General features: G+C 47.2%; 15 protein-coding genes, 1 pseudogene and 1 riboswitch. Of the genes and pseudogenes, 6 read left to right on the plus strand and 10 right to left on the minus strand.

What is annotated here, in order from left to right:
* Nucleotides 1–544: 544 nt before the first annotated feature.
* Together GOL65_RS21585 and GOL65_RS21590 are read left to right on the plus strand one after the other, a co-directional pair.
* Nucleotides 545–1,438, plus strand: coding sequence for a LysR family transcriptional regulator (locus GOL65_RS21585; RefSeq protein WP_140920089.1), 894 nt, complete (start codon nucleotides 545–547; stop codon nucleotides 1,436–1,438).
* Between the two features lie 39 nt (nucleotides 1,439–1,477).
* Entirely contained in the window at nucleotides 1,478–2,326 is an 849-nt protein-coding gene (locus GOL65_RS21590; protein WP_140920088.1) for a DMT family transporter, read from the plus strand.
* Nucleotides 2,327–2,389: 63 nt separating this feature from the next.
* Here the strand turns inward: GOL65_RS21590 and GOL65_RS22435 are convergent, their stop codons facing one another.
* The 10 genes and pseudogenes from GOL65_RS22435 to tkt all read right to left on the minus strand — a co-directional run bounded on the left by GOL65_RS22435 (nucleotide 2,390) and on the right by tkt (nucleotide 10,124).
* A complete protein-coding gene (locus tag GOL65_RS22435; RefSeq protein ID WP_267313834.1) occupies nucleotides 2,390–2,512 on the minus strand; it encodes a pirin-like C-terminal cupin domain-containing protein in 123 nt (40 codons plus the stop codon).
* A complete protein-coding gene (locus GOL65_RS21595) occupies nucleotides 2,496–3,248 on the minus strand; it encodes a pirin family protein (RefSeq protein WP_267313835.1) in 753 nt (250 codons plus the stop codon). The genes GOL65_RS22435 and GOL65_RS21595 overlap by 17 nt, the downstream gene beginning before the upstream one ends.
* A 14-nt stretch (nucleotides 3,249–3,262) precedes the next feature.
* On the minus strand, nucleotides 3,263–4,252 hold the full coding sequence (locus GOL65_RS21600) for a glutathione S-transferase family protein (protein WP_140920087.1): 990 nt from the start codon (nucleotides 4,250–4,252) through the stop codon (nucleotides 3,263–3,265).
* A 140-nt stretch (nucleotides 4,253–4,392) separates the two neighbouring features.
* Nucleotides 4,393–4,788, minus strand: coding sequence for a DoxX family protein (locus GOL65_RS21605; RefSeq protein ID WP_140920086.1), 396 nt, complete (start codon nucleotides 4,786–4,788; stop codon nucleotides 4,393–4,395).
* Between the two features lie 298 nt (nucleotides 4,789–5,086).
* Nucleotides 5,087–5,371, minus strand: a complete 285-nt coding sequence (locus GOL65_RS21610) for a YqjK-like family protein (RefSeq protein WP_140920085.1) — start codon at nucleotides 5,369–5,371, stop codon at nucleotides 5,087–5,089.
* Nucleotides 5,368–5,763, minus strand: a complete 396-nt coding sequence (locus GOL65_RS21615) for a phage holin family protein (RefSeq protein ID WP_228723176.1) — start codon at nucleotides 5,761–5,763, stop codon at nucleotides 5,368–5,370. Before GOL65_RS21615 ends, GOL65_RS21610 begins: the two co-directional genes overlap by 4 nt.
* A gap of 2 nt (nucleotides 5,764–5,765) precedes the next feature.
* Nucleotides 5,766–6,077 (minus strand): DUF883 family protein, encoded by a 312-nt coding sequence (locus GOL65_RS21620; protein ID WP_130592659.1) that lies wholly within the window; start codon nucleotides 6,075–6,077, stop codon nucleotides 5,766–5,768.
* A gap of 222 nt (nucleotides 6,078–6,299) precedes the next feature.
* On the minus strand, nucleotides 6,300–6,965 hold the full coding sequence (locus GOL65_RS21625) for a DedA family protein (RefSeq protein ID WP_130592658.1): 666 nt from the start codon (nucleotides 6,963–6,965) through the stop codon (nucleotides 6,300–6,302).
* A 420-nt stretch (nucleotides 6,966–7,385) separates the two neighbouring features.
* The gene (crcB, locus tag GOL65_RS21630; protein WP_140920083.1) at nucleotides 7,386–7,772 is read right to left on the minus strand and encodes a fluoride efflux transporter CrcB; all 387 of its coding nucleotides are present in this window, start codon (nucleotides 7,770–7,772) and stop codon (nucleotides 7,386–7,388) included.
* Between the two features lie 124 nt (nucleotides 7,773–7,896).
* Nucleotides 7,897–7,979: riboswitch (Fluoride riboswitch) on the minus strand.
* 151 nt (nucleotides 7,980–8,130) lie between these two features.
* Nucleotides 8,131–10,124 (minus strand): annotated as a pseudogene (gene tkt / locus GOL65_RS21635) (transketolase).
* 464 nt (nucleotides 10,125–10,588) lie between these two features.
* On the opposite strand from tkt, the gene GOL65_RS21640 reads away from it, so the two are divergent.
* The 4 genes from GOL65_RS21640 (at nucleotide 10,589) to GOL65_RS21655 (ending at nucleotide 16,810) form a co-directional block, all read left to right on the plus strand.
* A complete protein-coding gene (locus GOL65_RS21640) occupies nucleotides 10,589–11,470 on the plus strand; it encodes a DMT family transporter (protein WP_322091094.1) in 882 nt (293 codons plus the stop codon).
* Nucleotides 11,471–11,612: 142 nt separating this feature from the next.
* Nucleotides 11,613–12,425, plus strand: coding sequence for a siderophore-interacting protein (locus GOL65_RS21645; RefSeq protein WP_140920414.1), 813 nt, complete (start codon nucleotides 11,613–11,615; stop codon nucleotides 12,423–12,425).
* An 87-nt stretch (nucleotides 12,426–12,512) separates the two neighbouring features.
* The gene (locus tag GOL65_RS21650; RefSeq protein WP_228723178.1) at nucleotides 12,513–15,365 is read left to right on the plus strand and encodes a DUF2339 domain-containing protein; all 2,853 of its coding nucleotides are present in this window, start codon (nucleotides 12,513–12,515) and stop codon (nucleotides 15,363–15,365) included.
* A complete protein-coding gene (locus GOL65_RS21655) occupies nucleotides 15,362–16,810 on the plus strand; it encodes a DUF3999 domain-containing protein (protein WP_140920412.1) in 1,449 nt (482 codons plus the stop codon). Before GOL65_RS21650 ends, GOL65_RS21655 begins: the two co-directional genes overlap by 4 nt.
* The last annotated feature ends 103 nt before the right edge of the window (nucleotides 16,811–16,913 follow it).

Consider the following 16,913-nt stretch of genomic DNA (forward strand, 5'->3'; position numbering starts at 1 on the left):
TATATCGTTGTAATCATCATTTATTTAAAAAACAGATTAACGCCGGGCATCACAAAAAATAGTCTGAAAAATCAGGCTAGTAAAAATGTCATCGGGTCATTGTGCTGCAAAGTGATGCATGAGGCATCGGTTTGATTCTGGCGCCTGTTCTCGGATGGAGTTGGCATTGATATCGTCTCTGCGCGGACTATAAATTCTACCTTAATATGGGCTTCAGACATAATAATCCCTTAGCATAAAGTGCTAAACAGCCCGGTCAGATTGCCGCATACAACAGCTTTATTACCGGGAATATTGAATGATCTTAACCATAACGATCGGCATTATTTATTTTCTGATATTGAGTTATTAACAATAAAAATAGCAGAGCTGATGTTTATTGATAGCCGTTAGTATCGAATAATTTATTCTCTTTATATTGATGTGAGGTATGGCATAAAAAACAGGCAGTAACATTGATTGCTACTGGACGATTATCGATTCGCGGGTTAGTCTGGCACACAATATTGTTAACAACAATCCGGCCAATCATTCAGCGATTATTATGAATAAAGACAGGGCACTAACACTCGAAGCATTAAGGGTTATGGATGCAATTGAACGCCGTCGTAGCTTTGCTGCTGCTGCAGAAGAGCTTGGTCGGGTTCCTTCAGCATTAAGCTATACCATGCAAAAACTGGAGGAAGAGTTGGATGTGGTGCTGTTTGACCGTTCCGGTCATCGCACTAAATTCACTCCGGTTGGTCGTCTGTTGCTGGAACGGGGGCGTATTCTGTTGGAGGCAGCTGATAAACTGACCTCTGATGCTGAGGCATTGTCCCGCGGTTGGGAAACCAATATTAACATTGTTACGGAAGTGCTGGTTCCGGCCTGGAGCCTGTTTCCACTGGTTAACCGCCTGGCTGAAAAATCAGATACCCAAATCGCTATTACTACCGAGGTACTGGCTGGTGCCTGGGAACGTCTGGAACAGGGAAAAGCCGATATTGTGATCGGACCTTCTGATTATCTGCGTCAGTCTTCTGAAATTAACTCGGTTCGCCTGTATAGCGTTACCAGTTTGTATGTGGCTGCGCCGGAGCATCCTATTCATCAGGAACAGAACCCTCTGGATGAAAGCACGCGTCTGAAATATCGCGGTATTGCTATTGCCGATACTGCAAAAGAACGCCCAATTTTGACGGTAAAAGTGTTGGAGAAACAGCATCGTTTAACCGTCAGTTCGCTGGAAGATAAACATAAAGCCCTGCTGGCGGGTTTAGGTATCGCTACTATGCCCGTTGATATGATTCAGGACGATCTGAAAAATGGCAAATTGAAAGTCATTGGTGACGATCCGGGCAGTGAAGTAGAGATCATTATGGCGTGGCGACGGGATCAAATCGGTAAAGCGAAAGCCTGGTTACTGCGTGAAATACCTAAACTGTTTTCAGCCTGACTTTAGTCAATACCAATCTATTCTCTATTCGGTGGCATCATGACCCGTGGTAGTGCTCTGTGGCAAATGCATGCCGCTGCCGTTTTGTTTGGCATTTCCGGTATTTTCGGCAAGTTAATTATCAGCGGTGTTGCCGTATTGGTATTTGGCCGGGCAGTTTTTGCTGTTCTTTCTCTCTCGGTATTACTGATTAAATCTCGCCGCTTGCCCTGGCAGGGGATGACTGCCCAGCGTATTTTTAACCTGTTGGCTATGGGTTTATTGCTGGTTGCTCACTGGGTGACCTTCTTTATCGGTATCAAAGTGGGTGGAGTTGCCGTTGCCACACTGGGCTTTGCCTGTTTCCCTGCGTTCGTGGCATTGCTGGAAAGCGTGCTGTATCGGGAGCAGCTCACTAAAACCGAATATACCCTGATTGGGTTGGTGTCTTTAGGGCTGGTATTGGTTACCCCTGGCTTTGACTTTGCTAATAATGCCACTGAAGGGCTTATTTGGGGAATCTTATCCGGATTTACCTATGCATTACTAACCATTGGTAACCGTAGCGTGGCGGCTAAAATGTCAGGGGTACAGGTTAACTGGTGGGAGAATCTGTCAGTGATGCTGTGCTTACTGCCTTTTGCTGTTGCGGATATTCCACAGGTACCCTGGTTGGATTGGGTATGGATTGCCTGCCTTGGTCTGCTGTGTACCGGGCTTTCTTATAGTTTTTTTATTAATGCTCTGAAGGTGATTAACGCCCGAACCGCCGCCATGATTATTGCACTGGAGCCGGTGTATGCCATTCTGGTGGCCTGGGTTCTGTTTCATGAACAACCAGGACTGAGAATGGTGGCTGGTGGGGCATTGATTATTTTTGCCGTGGCCTGGTCTACCCGACAAAAGTAAGGTGAGTTAAAAGGGTGAAAGCTTGTCACTCGCTTTCACCCTAAAAGCCTTGATGTAGTATGACTAAGCGGTAAATTTTCCGCTGTTATAGTCATTTATCGCCTGTTTAATTTCATCAACGGTATTCATCACAAAAGGACCGTACTGTACCACCGGTTCATTCAGCGGTTTACCCGCCAACAGCATGGCTCGTCCCCCCCAGAATATCCGCTTTTAAGTGCAGCATATCGCCATCGGTCAGAATAGCCGTCTGGTCAAATTGCAGCGCTTCATTTCCTACCTGAATTTCACCTTCAAACAGATAGAGCAGGGCGTTGAGTCCGGCTGGAACCGGAATGTGGACTTCACCATTAGGTTGCAGATGTATATCAGCAATCAACGGTTGGGTAGCATGGGCCTGTACCGGGCTGGTGTAGGTATCTCCATCCAGCGTGAGTGAACCAGCAATCAGAATGATTTGCCCTTCTTCCAACAGCGATATATTGGGCAGTTGCTCCGCATCGAAGTTTTGATAGCTGGGATCTTTCATTTTGTCGACCGCAGGCAGATTGAGCCAAATCTGGAAGCCTCGCATCTCACCATCTACCTGCTGTGGCATTTCAGAGTGAATGATCCCCCGTCCTGCGGTCATCCACTGGATACCGCCGGTTTTCAGTTCACCACGATGGCCTACATGGTCTTTGTGCAGCATATTGCCTTCCAGCATATAGGTAATGGTTTCAAAACCGCGGTGTGGATGGTCAGGGAAACCGGCAATATAGTCTTGCGGATCGTCAGAAAAGAACACATCCATCATTAGATAGGGGTCCATTCTCTGGCTGTCACTTTGGCCTAAGGCGCGTTTGAGGCTAACCCCAGCACCGTCCTGAGTTGCCATCGCCGGAAATACCTGGCGAATAGCTCGATATTGTTGATTACTCATTATGTTCTCCTTACTTATTCACCAAAACGCCGATCGCGATGGTGTGGAGCATTGAGATCCTGTTTTGGCCCGATAGAAATAACTCCAGTCGGGTTAATGGTTTTATGGCTACGATAGTAGTGATTACGAATATGCGAGAAATTAACCGTCTCATGAATGCCAGGCATCTGATAGATATCCCGTAAAAAGCCATATAAATTCGGATAATCACTGATCCTCTGATAGTCGCACTTAAAGTGGGTGACATACACCGGATCGAAGCGAACTAAGGTAGTCCACAGGCGCAGGTCGGCTTCGGTTAACTGGTTACCTGTCAGATAGCGTTGCGCGCTAAGGATCTCTTCCAACTTATCCAGTGCATTGAAAACATTAGCGACTTCTTCACTGTAAGCATCTTGTTGGGTGGCAAAACCTGCTTTATAAACACCATTGTTAACATTTGGATAGATCCAATCGTTTAACCGATCGATCTCTTCACGCAGTGGCTCCGGATAATAATTTGCCGGAGTGGCTCCCAGACTATCGAATGCGCTGTTAAACATACGAATAATCTCCGAGGATTCATTGCTGACAATGGTGTTCTTTTGCTTATCCCACAATACGGGTACCGTTACCCGACCGGTATAGTCAGGAATAGCTTTCAGATAGAGCTGATAAAGATAATCCAGCCCAAAAAGCGTATCGCCGGTAGCAGCTTCAAAATCAGTGGCAAAGGTCCAACCGTGTTCCAGCATCAGGGGATGTACTACTGAAACTGAAATCATTTGCTCTAATCCTTTTAGCTTACGCATCAATAAAGTGCGATGTGCCCAGGGGCAGGCAAGAGAGACATACAGATGATAACGTCTTGCTTCGGCCTTAAAGCCGCCTTCTCCGGTTGGGCCGGGTTGACCATCGGCAGTGACCCAGTGGCGAAACTGAGGGGCGGTTCGTTTGAAATGACCGTTACTTGATTTAGTGTCGTACCAAACATCCTGCCAGATTCCATTAACTAACTGTCCCATTTTTACCTCCGCAGATAAGTTGGTTATAACAGGTATAGCTCAATTTTGAGCGAAAGGCTTTTCCTATATATTTAACTATATGAAAAGATAAAAAATGAAAAGCTGCGCTCTCAAGGCGCAGCTTTTTAATTATTGATGAATTACCATTTTTTGTTTAACAGTCTATCGATACTGAAAGCACCAGGACCGCTTACTGCTAATAAGATATAACCACCAGCAATAGTCAGGTTTTTCATGAACATTAACTGGTTAACGCCTTCAGCAAAGTTGCTGTGGAATATAAAGGCGGTTAACAGTGTGAACAGCGCAGTGAAAATTGCAGTAGTACGGGTCAGTAAACCAAATAACACTGCCAGACCGCCACCCAGTTCCAGTAAAATTGTTAGTGGTAACAGGAATTCAGGAACGCCCATGGCTTGCATATATTGTTGTGTTCCGGCATAAGCATCACCTAACTTACCGTAACCAGCCACAATAAACAGAATTGGCATTAAAATACGGGCGATTAGTAATGCAACGTTATTTAAATTTTTCATTTCTACTCTAACTCCTGAACACAGTTTGATAATGATCTGTTTGCCCGTGATAGTTACGTACAAACATTGTTTTGTTTCGATGTGCTTATCCTAGTTCAGGTGATGGAAACTTGTTAGCGAGAAGAATTGCATAATTAATTCAAAAAATCTGAATGACTGCATATGATTAATGGTTATGATATATAACGGAATTATATATATCATGAAATACACGTATTAATTACTGAGGCAGAAGCTCAGAATTATTGTTGAATTAATCAGCAGTATGAAACAGGAGGGAGAATCCAAATAGAAAAGGTTACTTCGAGTTTAGACTACTTTTGACGAAATTCACGGTACTCCAGATACCGAGAGCACGACGGCTCCACAGTATAAGCTTACGAGGATGGCGTAAACCATATACTATAGCGATACCAACACCGGTAGCAGTAATAATCGGATATTGAGTCAGTGCCAGCCAGCCTTTGTCAAAAGACTGGGTTTGCTCCAGCCAGGCTTGACGACCTTGAGCTAATTCTGAGCGCTGCCGGGTAATACGTTGCAGCAGCAGGTTTTTTTTAAGTTCCCGTTGCTGCTTATTCACTTGTCATCCTCAAGCAGGATATGGTCCAGCTTCAATTGATTACGGGTTTCTTTCAGGAAGGTAGAGCGCTTCGCCCTGACCATAGCCCAAACTCCAGTAATAACAGCCAACAGAAACAGAATTCCGGTAATCAGGGATAGTGCAAGTACCCGGTAGGCGGGATCGATAGCCAGACAAACTAAAATAAACAGGCCCATCAGGCAGAAGCCGGTAAATACCAGCGTCAGACCAACCAGCATCAATAATTGAAGCAGATTGGCCTTCTCTTCTTCCAGCTCTACGGCAACCAGTTCCAGACGGGTTTGCACCATTCGATGCAGTAAAGTAAAGATTCGCTGGATAGTGGCCAGGGCACCCTTGCCGGGGCCCTGAGCGGAGGTGCTATTTGACATGATTAGCGACGAGTTAACAGTACGCCAAGCACCAGACCAACTGCAGCACCGATACCTACGCCAGCCCATGGTTTTTCATGCACATAGGTGTCAGCTTTATCGGCAATCTCTTTGGTTTGATCAACAATTTTGCCTTTGGTTTCGGTCAGGCGGGTACGAGTATCTTTTAGCAGCCCTTCAGCTTTGGCGCGCATTTTGTCCAGTTCAGCTTTAGGTTTATCGCCAGAGGAGTGTAGGATCTCTTCCAACGTATTTGCCAGTGTTTCGAGCTCTTCACGAAGTTGTTCTGAAGTACTTTCTTTTTGCTGTGCCATTGGATCTACTCCTTAAAATATGAGCGAAATGTAATATTAATCATAGACCATTATTCAATGTTATTAAAGGAGAAATCGTGCTTTTTTGTCAGGAAATGCAAAGGAAATAGTCAGAGAGAAGGGGAAATATTTACCCGCGAATCAATAAAATAAAAGCCGAAATGGTGGAACATTTTGGCTTTTATTTTGGCTATCCGGAAAGGATGTAGTGATTAACGATTCTTATTTGGCGTTATGAGCGCGTTTTTTACGCCAGATAACGATAATTGAACCAATCAGACCAGCAACCAGCAGTATGATTGGTAATAGCACCAGACCTTTCATTAATTCGTTTTCATAGCGATCGAAAATCTTGGTGCTGCCCAGCGCATAGCCCAGGCTGGTCAGAATAGCCACCCACAGGAAGCCGCTCATCCAGCTGAAGAACTGAAAGCGCTTGCTGTCCAGACCAGAGACGCCTGCCAGAGTAGGTAGCAGAGTACGAACAAAAGCCAGAAAACGACCGATAAATAGTGCAGCTAAGCCGTGGCGATGGAACAGATTATGGGCACGTTGATGATAATGAGGAGGAATATGAGAAAGCCAGTTTTGCACCAATGACGTATTACCTAACCATCGCCCTTGCAAAAAGCCAATCCAACTGCCGATACTGGCACCTGCGGTAAGGATCACAATTGCCAGCGGATAATTAATTGCGCCTTTAGCGACTAAAACACCCACTAACAGCAACAGGCTATCACCCGGTAAAAATGCAGCGGGAAGAACGCCGTTCTCCAGTAACAGAATCGTGAACAGTATGCCGTATAGCGTCCAGGTAAGGGACGGATTAGACAGCATTGCTATATCGTGGTGCCAGAGCGCTTGCCAGAGCGTGTGTATTACATCCATTTCGTATTCCTAAACATCGGTGTAACCGGAATATATCCCCGGGGATTAAATGGTTTGCTAGAGATCTCTGTTGCTAAAGTAAGGCTGGTATCTGGCGTGTGCCCTGAACATCTACAGACTTCTTTTGACGCTAAGTAATCTACAGCTAAATTGGTGAAGCCTTTGGAATGTTCGGGCTTCTGATATCAGTTTAGTCAACATGTGTTGGTATATTTGCTGCCTGCGCTGATTTTTCTCTGTTATCCATAAACAGGGAGAAAACAATGTTGTCACTCTAACAAAGTTCACTATGTCGAAACAGCAAAAAATCAGGATTTCCGCCATTTCTGAGGATTCTTTTAACATCTTTACAGAAAAACAGAGCGGAGATTATCACGCTCTGAAAGCACGATTATTGACGAAGACCAAAAAGCGGCTAATTCACTGCGCCTTTATCAATAATTGATAACCAATAGCGACAGCGAACAGGCATAACAACACATTGGCAATAATATTTAGCGCGGCTTTTAGCCACTCTCCCTGAGTGAAGAGCACCAAAGTATCAAATGAAAAGGTAGAGAAGGTAGTTAACGCACCTAAAAAACCGACACCAATCAAAGGGCGCCAGTGGGGGGAAATTAATGTACCGTGGGTCAGGGCTGACATGAGTGCACCCATGATGAAGGAACCGCCTACGTTTACAGCAAGAGTGGCGTAAGGGAAGCTATTACCAAACCATTGAATAAACCAGTTAGTAATTTGAAAGCGACTAACTGCCCCAACGGCCCCACCGAATGCAACAATAAATAACGTTATGCCATAGCTCATTTTTTTCTCCTGCTATGCATGCCAATGGCTGCACAGGTTTAAGTTTAATTAGATTTAAATGGCTCTCGGAGGTACTGAGTGGGTAACAAAAACGCCTGACACACAGACCTCCATAATGGAGTCATATTTGTCAGGTGTCATCAGCCTTTAATATCAGGCGGTTTATAACCAGAAGGTTAATGGTGGAACGCCATCACCGGTTATTAGTATAGCGTGAAATGGAATGATATGTGAGTGCGACCGGGCACATTGATGATATGGGTATTGGGCTTTTACGGCCGCAATATCCACTGAAGGAAAAATAAATGGAGTTATTATTAAAGCCCCGGAAATTTTCCGGGGCTTCTGTCATACAGATTTACTTCAACAACTCACGGGCATTCGCCACCACGTTATCAACCGTAAAACCAAACTCGGCAAACAGTTGTTCTGCCGGAGCGGATTCGCCGAAGCTGCGCATGCCAACAATACGACCGTTCAGACCAGTGTACTTGAACCAGAAGTCTGCAATACCCGCTTCCACAGCCACACGTGCACTTACGCCTGATGGCAGCACCGATTCACGGTAACCCGCATCCTGACGGTCAAACACTTCAGTACATGGCATGGAAACGACACGAACTTTACGGCCTTCTGCCGACAGTTTGTCTGCCGCATCCACCGCCAGACTCACTTCCGAACCGGTGGCAATCAGAATTAACTCAGGTGTACCGGCACAGTCTTTCAGTACATAACCACCACGGGCTACGTTAGCCAGTTGCTCTGCGCTACGTGGCTGTTGGGTCAGGTTCTGACGGGAAAAAATCAGGGCGCTTGGGCCATCCAGACGCTCAATGGCTGCTTTCCACGCAATCGCTGATTCAACCTGGTCACACGGACGCCAGGTGCTCATATTTGGCGTCAGGCGCAGGCTGGCCATCTGCTCTACCGGCTGGTGAGTCGGGCCATCTTCACCCAGACCAATCGAGTCATGGGTATACACAAATACGCTGCGGATTTTCATCAGCGCTGCCATACGTACCGCGTTACGGGCATATTCCATAAACATCAGGAAGGTGGCACCGTAAGGCACAAAACCACCGTGCAGGGCGATACCGTTCATCATCGCCGACATACCAAACTCGCGTACGCCGTAATGAATGTAGTTGCCCGCCAGGTCATCCACAATCGACTTCGAACCGGACCACATGGTCAGGTTGCTTGGTGCCAGGTCAGCTGAGCCGCCCAGGAACTCAGGCAGCACTTTACCAAAGGCTTCCAGCGCATTTTGTGACGCCTTACGGCTGGCGATATTGGCCGGATTAGCCTGTAAATTCTCGATAAACTTCTGTGATTCTGCCTGCCACTGAGCCGGTAACTGACCGCTCACCGACGGGTGAACTCGGCAGCCAGTTCAGGATGAGCTGCCCGATAGGCGGCAAACTGCTTGTCCCACGCTGCTTCCGCCGTCTGACCGGCAGATTTGGCATCCCAGGCGCTGTAAATTTCCTGAGGAATAACAAATGGCTCGTATTTCCAGCCCAGCGCTTCACGGGTGGCGGCCACTTCGGCATCACCTAATGGTGCGCCATGGCTGTCGTGAGTTCCGGCTTTATTGGGTGAACCAAAACCGATGATGGTTTTGCACATCAGCAATGAAGGCTTACCGGTCTCTTTCTGAGCCTGCTCTACCGCTTTACGAATGGCCTCTGCATCATGACCATCGATGCCACGAATTACATGCCAGCCATAAGCTTCAAAACGCATGGCCGTATCATCAGTGAACCAGCCTTCAACGTGGCCGTCAATGGAGATACCGTTGTCATCATAGAAGGCAATCAGTTTACCCAGTTTCAGGGTACCGGCCAGTGAACAGGCTTCGTGAGAAACCCCTTCCATCATGCAGCCGTCACCCATAAAGGTATAAGTGTGGTGGTCAACAATGTCGTGACCCGGGCGGTTAAACTGGGCAGCCAGCGTGCGCTCGGCAATCGCCATACCCACCGCATTACAGATACCCTGACCCAGCGGGCCGGTAGTGGTTTCCACGCCCGGCGCATAGCCATATTCCGGGTGACCCGGGGTACGGGAATGTAACTGACGGAACTGTTTTAAATCATCGATAGTCAGATCATAACCGCTCAGGTGCAGCAGGCTATAAATCAGCATGGAGCCATGACCGTTAGACAGCACAAAGCGATCGCGGTTAGCCCACTGAGGATTGGTTGGATTGTGTTTTAGGAAACCGCGCCACAGAACTTCCGCGATATCGGCCATGCCCATCGGGGCTCCGGGATGGCCAGATTTGGCCTTTTGTACGGCGTCCATACTGAGGGCGCGAATAGCGTTAGCGAGTTCTTTATTAGAGGGCATTACTTAGCTCCATTGGGTGAAAGATATCCAGAACAAAATAATTCTGCTTCTGTATCCAGATTGATAGTTATAACAGATTAATCTGAGCGCTGAAAAGTGAAAAATTTATCATATTAGTTGAGAATCGTTGGTTAAAAATTGGCTCATTAATGAGAATGAACTTCATCTTCACAGCATAAGGATGATCGGGGTATCAACATAGTGTCAGGCATGCTGCATTTAAGGTGCTTAATCGCTGAAATAGCGGGTTTCTAAAGGAAAGTTTTTTGATCGGTTTCTTCGCTTGCCTTCCCCCGGCTTTAGCCGATAATACACCGGCCTTGATCCTATGATTGCTGAACTGTTTATCGCTGACTTATCGTCTATATCCACAGGGCAATGATAACAAAGTGAATCAAGGGTCTTTTTTCCGGTTTTGTCATTACTGAACCTATGTTGTGATCTATCTCTGTGGTGTAGCCATCTTGAAACTCAATCTTTCTGCCGTTATCGCTTTAATCTGTATTACTTGTATCTGGAGCTACAGTTGGATAGTGATGAAAACCCTGCTGGTTTATATCGGCCCGTTTGATTTCGCCGCAATACGCTGCACATTGGGTGCGGCACTGCTATTACTGGTGCTGAAACTACGTAATCGGGGAATGAAGCCTCCACCGCTGGGGACCACATTTATTATTGGTGTATTGCAGACGGTTGGCATGGTTGGCTTTTCTCAATGGGCTCTGATCACTGGCGGGGCAGGAAAAGTCGCTATTCTGGCGTATACCATGCCATTCTGGGTAATTTTACTGGCAGCGCTATTTTTAAATGAACGTTTAGTTAAATTACAATATTGGGCTACGGCAATCGCCGTCTGCGGCATGATTCTGATTTTGCAGCCGTGGAATAATAATGGTTCGATGCTGGCTTCTGTACTGGCGCTGTTATCTGGTTTCTGTTGGGGAGCCAGCGTGATTATTGCCAAGCGTTTGTATCTTCGCACACCAACAGACCTGTTATCGTTAACCACCTGGCAGATGGTAATGGGCGCGATTGTGTTAGTGGTTATCGCTCTGTTTGTCCCTTCAAAACCGATTGTCTGGCATCCTTATCTTTGGGGTGGCTTGTTATATAACGCGGTTTTAGCAACGGCGGTTGCCTGGGTACTTTGGATGTTTATTCTGAAACATTTGCCTGCTTCTGTTGCAGGATTAGGCACATTGGCCGTCCCGGTTTGCAGTGCACTTTTATCATGGTGGTTGCTGGGAGAACGTCCTAATGGCCCTGAAGCTGCAGGTATTATTTGTGTGATAATGGCGCTGGTGTTAGTCAGTTTACCTAAGCGTAGAGCACAGAAAACCCTCTGAACCTTTAAGTACTAACAAAAAACTGACGATGATTCTTCATCGTCAGTGAAAGATCCTGTCTTATACTTTAAATGATAATGGTAATCATTTATTATTGAAGTGTTGATTGAAGTAGTCATTCCCAATCTTAAGGATCTACCCTATGTCCTCCTCTTGCCCACCCAAACGCGCTGAAGGTCAGCGGCAATTGCATGTTATAGAGTCTTATATGCTGACGGAAAATATCCGTCGGGTGATTCTGGGGGGCGAAGAACTGGCCGGTTTAGAAATCGATACCAGCCTGATTGGCCCTCATTTAAAGCTTTTTATTCCACCTGCTAATGCAGTCTGTTTACTTTGGCCTGAATATGATGCCTCGAAAGGGCGTCTGGTGTGGCCGGAGGAGGGGGAACGTCCGATTCTAAGAACCTATAGTCTGCGCGATTATGATGCTCAATTACATCAATTGACTATCGATCTGGTTTGTCATGATGGTGGTGTAGCTTCTGATTGGGCGAAGCAGGCTAAAGCCGGTGATAAAATAGGTATTTGGGGACCGGGTGCTCGCCTGTCCTACCGCGATCAATGGTTAGTGTTAGCAGGTGATATATCGGCACTACCTGCGATTAGCTATACCCTGGAACAGGTTTTACCCGCCGATGCCAAAGGCAAAGCCATTATTGAAGTGCCTTCAGAAGCCGATCTGATTCCTTTACATGCACCAAAGGGAATGGAAATCACCTGGTTAGTCAGGCATTCGGGGCAGGAGAGTGGATTGATTGATGCCGTTTCTTCGGTTCAAATTCCGGCAGGTGTTTCACCTCTTATTTGGGGTGGAATGGAGTGTGATTTAGCGAAAGGATTGCGTAGGGCGATTAAAGATAAAATGGGTCTACAACGTGATGAATACTATCTGGTGAATTACTGGCGTGAAGGGGTGCCTGAAGGTGGTTTTAACCATTCTTCCGATGAGTAGTCGCTTGATTTAGTGTTAAAACCGAAGAAAAATGGCGATGTAAGGTAACAATTTGTTGTTCCACAGTAGACGATAAAGCGTATTCCTGTGAAACTGGCTTCACCCTCTATTCAGGATGAATCGATAATGGATGAGTTGATATTCCTTGGTTTTATCATTCTTATCGCTGTACTGGCATCGCCAATAATGGCGCTGGTGGCTATGAGTCGCAGTCGCCATGCCAGAGACGAAGTAAGCCAGCTAAAAAAGCAGGTTGAGTCGTTACAAAAGCAGCTTAACCAGTTGGCAGATATTCCGGTCAGGCGATCTGGTGCTCAGGAAACCAAGGCTGAACCTGCCGTATCACAAAAATTACCAGAGCTGGTTATACCTCCGGTAACGGATAAACCTGTTCCAGCCGCGCCACCGGCGGTGGCCGCGAAAAGCGACCTTGAACCAGTCGCTCTTCCACCAAAAACAATCGAACCTGCTCCGGTGACTTCGGTTCCTGCGGTGGAGCCTGTGGCTGCTCCAACATCATCGGTGAATGTTGCGGTGTCAAAACCCTCCGCAACACCAAAACCGGTATTGCCTCAAACTCCGCCTGTATCTTCCGCCCAAAGTGAAAGTTCAGATATCTTCTCTGGCATTATTTCCTGGCTGGTAAAAGGCAACCCGGTAGCAAAATTGGGTATTCTGCTGTTGTTTTTTGGTATTGCCTACCTGCTGAAATATACCATTGAGCGGGATATGTTCCCGATTGAGCTGCGCCTGGCCAGCTCTGCGCTGATCAGTGTGGTGTTACTAGCATTAGGCTGGCGTTTACGCCATAAGCAGTCTCTTTATGCTCTTATCTTACAGGGCGGTGCCGTGGGCGCGCTATACCTGACGGTATTTGCTGCCTTCCGGATTTATGAGCTGTTACCGCATACTTTTGCCTTTGTATTGATGCTGGTGATTTGTGCTGCCAGCGTGGCGCTGGCTGTGTTACAACGGGCATTGAGTCTTGCCATGCTCGCCAGTATCGGCGGTTATCTGTCGCCAATACTGCTCTCCACCGGTAGTGCCAACCATATTGGCCTGTTCTCTTACTATTTACTTATTTCCAGCGGCATTCTGTTTATTAGCATCTGGCAGTCGTGGCGGGTGCTTAATCTGCTGGGCTTTGTCTTCACTTTTGGCGTAGCCATCATATGGGGCGTTGAGCATTATCAGCCGGAGGATTACCTCTCCTGCCAGCTATTCCTGATTGCCAATCTGGTTCTGTTTAGCCTGTTGGCTGAGTTGTTTGCGGTGAAAAACCGACTTCAACAGCATATGGCAATAGATGGAACCTTGCTGTTTGGCCCTCCGCTGATTGGTTTCGCTTTACAGTATGCGATGACTGAACAGTGGCAATTTGGGCCAGCGTTCTCTGCGCTGGGCTTTGGTCTGATTTATCTGGTGATAACCTGGGGTACGCTGCGTCGTTTCCCACAGGAAGGCAAACGAATTGCTTTGGGGTATCTGGCTCTGGGGGGAAGTTTCGTTACGTTGGCTATCCCACTGGCGCTTTCTGCTCAATGGACCGCACTGGCCTGGGCGCTGGAAGGTCTGGGTATTCTGTGGTTTGGCCTGCTGCAACATCAGCGTCGCCTGAGCTGGAGCGGTAGTGCATTACTGGTACTGGCGTTAGGTGCTCAGTTAGTAGCCTATCAGGATTACCGTTGGGATATCTCTTTACTGTTTGTTTTACCGGTTCTGTTCCTGAGCTTTATTGCCGGTGGTGTATTATGGCGTCACTTTAAACCAGCGTCTGATGCCTGGAAGGGTATTAGTATGGCAATGCTGGTGGTCGGCATACTGCTTTGGTGCTGGTGGTTGATTGAGCTGCCGTTCGCTTTCAATACCAGAACCTATAGCCTGGAGCCGATGTTGCTTGCTCTGTCAGGGCTGAGCATATCCGTCTGGATCTGGCGCATTGCCGGAAATCGTTTAGCCTGGCCTGAGTTAAAGCAATCGGTTTGGTTATTGTGGCCAGCGGCGGCAATGGCGCTGTTTCTACAGCTTAGCGATGATCCACTGCCAACGGCGTTAGGATTATGGAATCTGGTCTGGCTGCTGGTGGTTGCTACCGCACTCTTCCTGCTACATCGTGATGCTCCTCAACTGTTGAAAGGTAATGCAGAGAAACTGGCACATCTGGTTCTTTTCTGGCTGGTATTGGCCTGGGTTGGAAGCGAAGTCTACTGGCGCACAGCTCAAATGGCATGGGGAATGAACGAATGGCGCTTCTATCTGCAAATGTGCAGCTTATCATTAGTTATTCTCTTGCTGTGGATTGCCGATCGTCGACAGTACTGGCCGATTAGGGCTCATGCCAATGTTTATTGGCTGGGTACCATTCCGTTGATGGCTGCGGCAGGCGCGATGCTGCTAACCGGCAATATGATGGATGGTCAGATGGTGAACTGGCGTTATATTCCATTGGTTAACCCACTGGAAGAGGCGGCGATGTTTGGCATTTTAATGCTGGTCGTCTGGCTCCGCCGTATTAGCGTTATTCTGAAACCACATGCTATTCAGTTGGACTCTATCATCCCGTTAGTCGGTTGGGGACTGGCATTCTGGTGGTTCAATGGCATTCTGCTGCGGGCACTGGCTTACTATGCGGATATTGCCTGGTGGTTTGACGCGCTGTGGGCATCACGTCTGGTTCATACTACGTTTGCTATTGTCTGGACGCTTATTGCTCTGATTTGTATGGTATTCTCTGCTCGTACCGGACGTCGGATTGTCTGGTTCATTGGTGCAGCCTTACTGGGCGTAGTGATCTTTAAATTATTCCTGGTGGATAGCGCTAAAGGCGGCGGCTTAGCCCGTGCCATCGCATTCCTGGGTGTTGCCGTGTTGCTGTTAGTCGTGGGATACTTTTCCCCATTACCTCCCCGTCAGCCGCTTAAGCAGGAGCCAAAGGCATGATGTCGTTAATAAAAATAAAAAAATCCACTGTTACTTTACGTGCAGCGTTATGTGGCCTGTGCATATCGGTATTACCGCTGGCTCAGGCTGATGAAACTGAGCTAACGCCGAAGGATTTTTATAAGGGAGCAGAACTGGAAGTTTCTGCACCATCCCCTTTTTATCGTTTAACGCTGCCGGAAGATGTCTATCTTGAGACGGTTTATCCTGATTTGCGGGATGTTCGGGTGTTTAACAGTTCGGGGCAGACGGTTACTTTCGCTTTATCACCGGTGGATAGCGATACTACCGAACAGCAAAATATCCCATTACGTATTTTCCCTATGCAAATGTCAGTGAATAAACCTGACGAGAATCGGCGGGAGGATAAAGAAACATTTACCTTTAAATCGGCCGGTGGCGTTGAGGTAAAACTCTATCAGGATGGTGAACGCAAACCGCAAGCGACTTACCTGTTAGAGTTGAATCAGGATAAAGATAAATCTGATGACGTTGGTCTTAATCAAATCATGCTGGACTGGGCCCAAAGTAATGCCAACTGGCAGGCGAAAGTTACCCTATATAGCAGCAGAGATTTAAAGGACTGGCGCAAACAGGCGGACAATGCGCCACTGATGGATTTAACTTCCGGTACCGATCGCCTGTTGTTGAACAATATCGATCTTGATGATAACTACAACAGCCGACGCGCTCAGTATTGGCTATTAGTGGTGAATAGTGATGAAAATGTAGCGATTCCCGCTATATCTAAGGCTCAGGGGGTAGTGATCACCCGACGTACAGCGGTTGAAACCATTGAACTGGCATTTAAATCTGAAACGGTATCCAAAACCGAAGCGATATATCAGTTGCAGCGCCCTCAGCCATTGTCATCCCTTTCCATTGTGCCTGAGCAGAGTAATACAGTATTACCGGTAAATATCGAGTATCGCAGTACTGAGCAAGATAAATGGCGACCATTGTCGACGGCAGTGGTATATCAAATTCATGGCGACACCGGATACCGTACCTCGGAACCTTTAGCGATGAACCATCTGCTAGTTCAGGGGATTCGGGTGAAAGCGGTAAACGGCAACTGGGGTGATACCGTGCCTAAAGTCGTTGCTCAGCGTGAACGTGTTGATGTGCTGTTTAACGGACAGGGCAATCCTCCGTATTTGCTGGCATGGGGGGCAAATCAGGCTGCTAAAGCGACCATCGGCGTGAATCAGCTAATCCCTGCCTCAGAAATGCAACCAAATGGATTGCAGGGACTACCACAGGCTTACGTCGGAAATACTATGGTGCTGGGTGGAGAAGAGCGCCTGACAGCAACCTCACCAGTAGAGCGAGCACAACAGTGGCAAACCTGGTTATTGTGGGGACTGCTGATTGTTGGCGTTGTTGGATTGGCGCTGGTGGTGCTGAGACTGGCTCGGGAGTTGATGGAGCCTAAAAGTAAATAACGGAAAAATATTCGTTTAGTTTCATACTGCAAAATAGGTCGGGCAAAGCCCGGCCTATTTTGCAGCTGAGTACAGATGTCTTCTGGTCGGGCACAATGATGAT

The organism is Limnobaculum xujianqingii (assembly GCF_013394855.1).
GTDB classification, from domain to species: Bacteria; Pseudomonadota; Gammaproteobacteria; order Enterobacterales; family Enterobacteriaceae; genus Limnobaculum; species Limnobaculum xujianqingii.

Excerpts from the sequence above, each read along its gene's own strand:
- GOL65_RS21585 (WP_140920089.1), top strand. The coding sequence starts at position 545 with ATGAATAAAGACAGGGCACTAACACTCGAAGCATTAAGGGTTATGGAT.
- GOL65_RS21590 (WP_140920088.1), top strand. The coding sequence starts at position 1,478 with ATGACCCGTGGTAGTGCTCTGTGGCAAATGCATGCCGCTGCCGTTTTG.
- GOL65_RS22435 (WP_267313834.1), bottom strand. The coding sequence starts at position 2,512 with ATGCTGTTGGCGGGTAAACCGCTGAATGAACCGGTGGTACAGTACGGT.
- GOL65_RS21595 (WP_267313835.1), bottom strand. The coding sequence starts at position 3,248 with ATGAGTAATCAACAATATCGAGCTATTCGCCAGGTATTTCCGGCGATG.
- GOL65_RS21600 (WP_140920087.1), bottom strand. The coding sequence starts at position 4,252 with ATGGGACAGTTAGTTAATGGAATCTGGCAGGATGTTTGGTACGACACT.
- GOL65_RS21605 (WP_140920086.1), bottom strand. The coding sequence starts at position 4,788 with ATGAAAAATTTAAATAACGTTGCATTACTAATCGCCCGTATTTTAATG.
- GOL65_RS21615 (WP_228723176.1), bottom strand. The coding sequence starts at position 5,763 with ATGTCAAATAGCACCTCCGCTCAGGGCCCCGGCAAGGGTGCCCTGGCC.
- GOL65_RS21620 (WP_130592659.1), bottom strand. The coding sequence starts at position 6,077 with ATGGCACAGCAAAAAGAAAGTACTTCAGAACAACTTCGTGAAGAGCTC.
- GOL65_RS21625 (WP_130592658.1), bottom strand. The coding sequence starts at position 6,965 with ATGGATGTAATACACACGCTCTGGCAAGCGCTCTGGCACCACGATATA.
- crcB (WP_140920083.1), bottom strand. The coding sequence starts at position 7,772 with ATGAGCTATGGCATAACGTTATTTATTGTTGCATTCGGTGGGGCCGTT.
- GOL65_RS21645 (WP_140920414.1), top strand. The coding sequence starts at position 11,613 with ATGTCCTCCTCTTGCCCACCCAAACGCGCTGAAGGTCAGCGGCAATTG.
- GOL65_RS21655 (WP_140920412.1), top strand. The coding sequence starts at position 15,362 with ATGATGTCGTTAATAAAAATAAAAAAATCCACTGTTACTTTACGTGCA.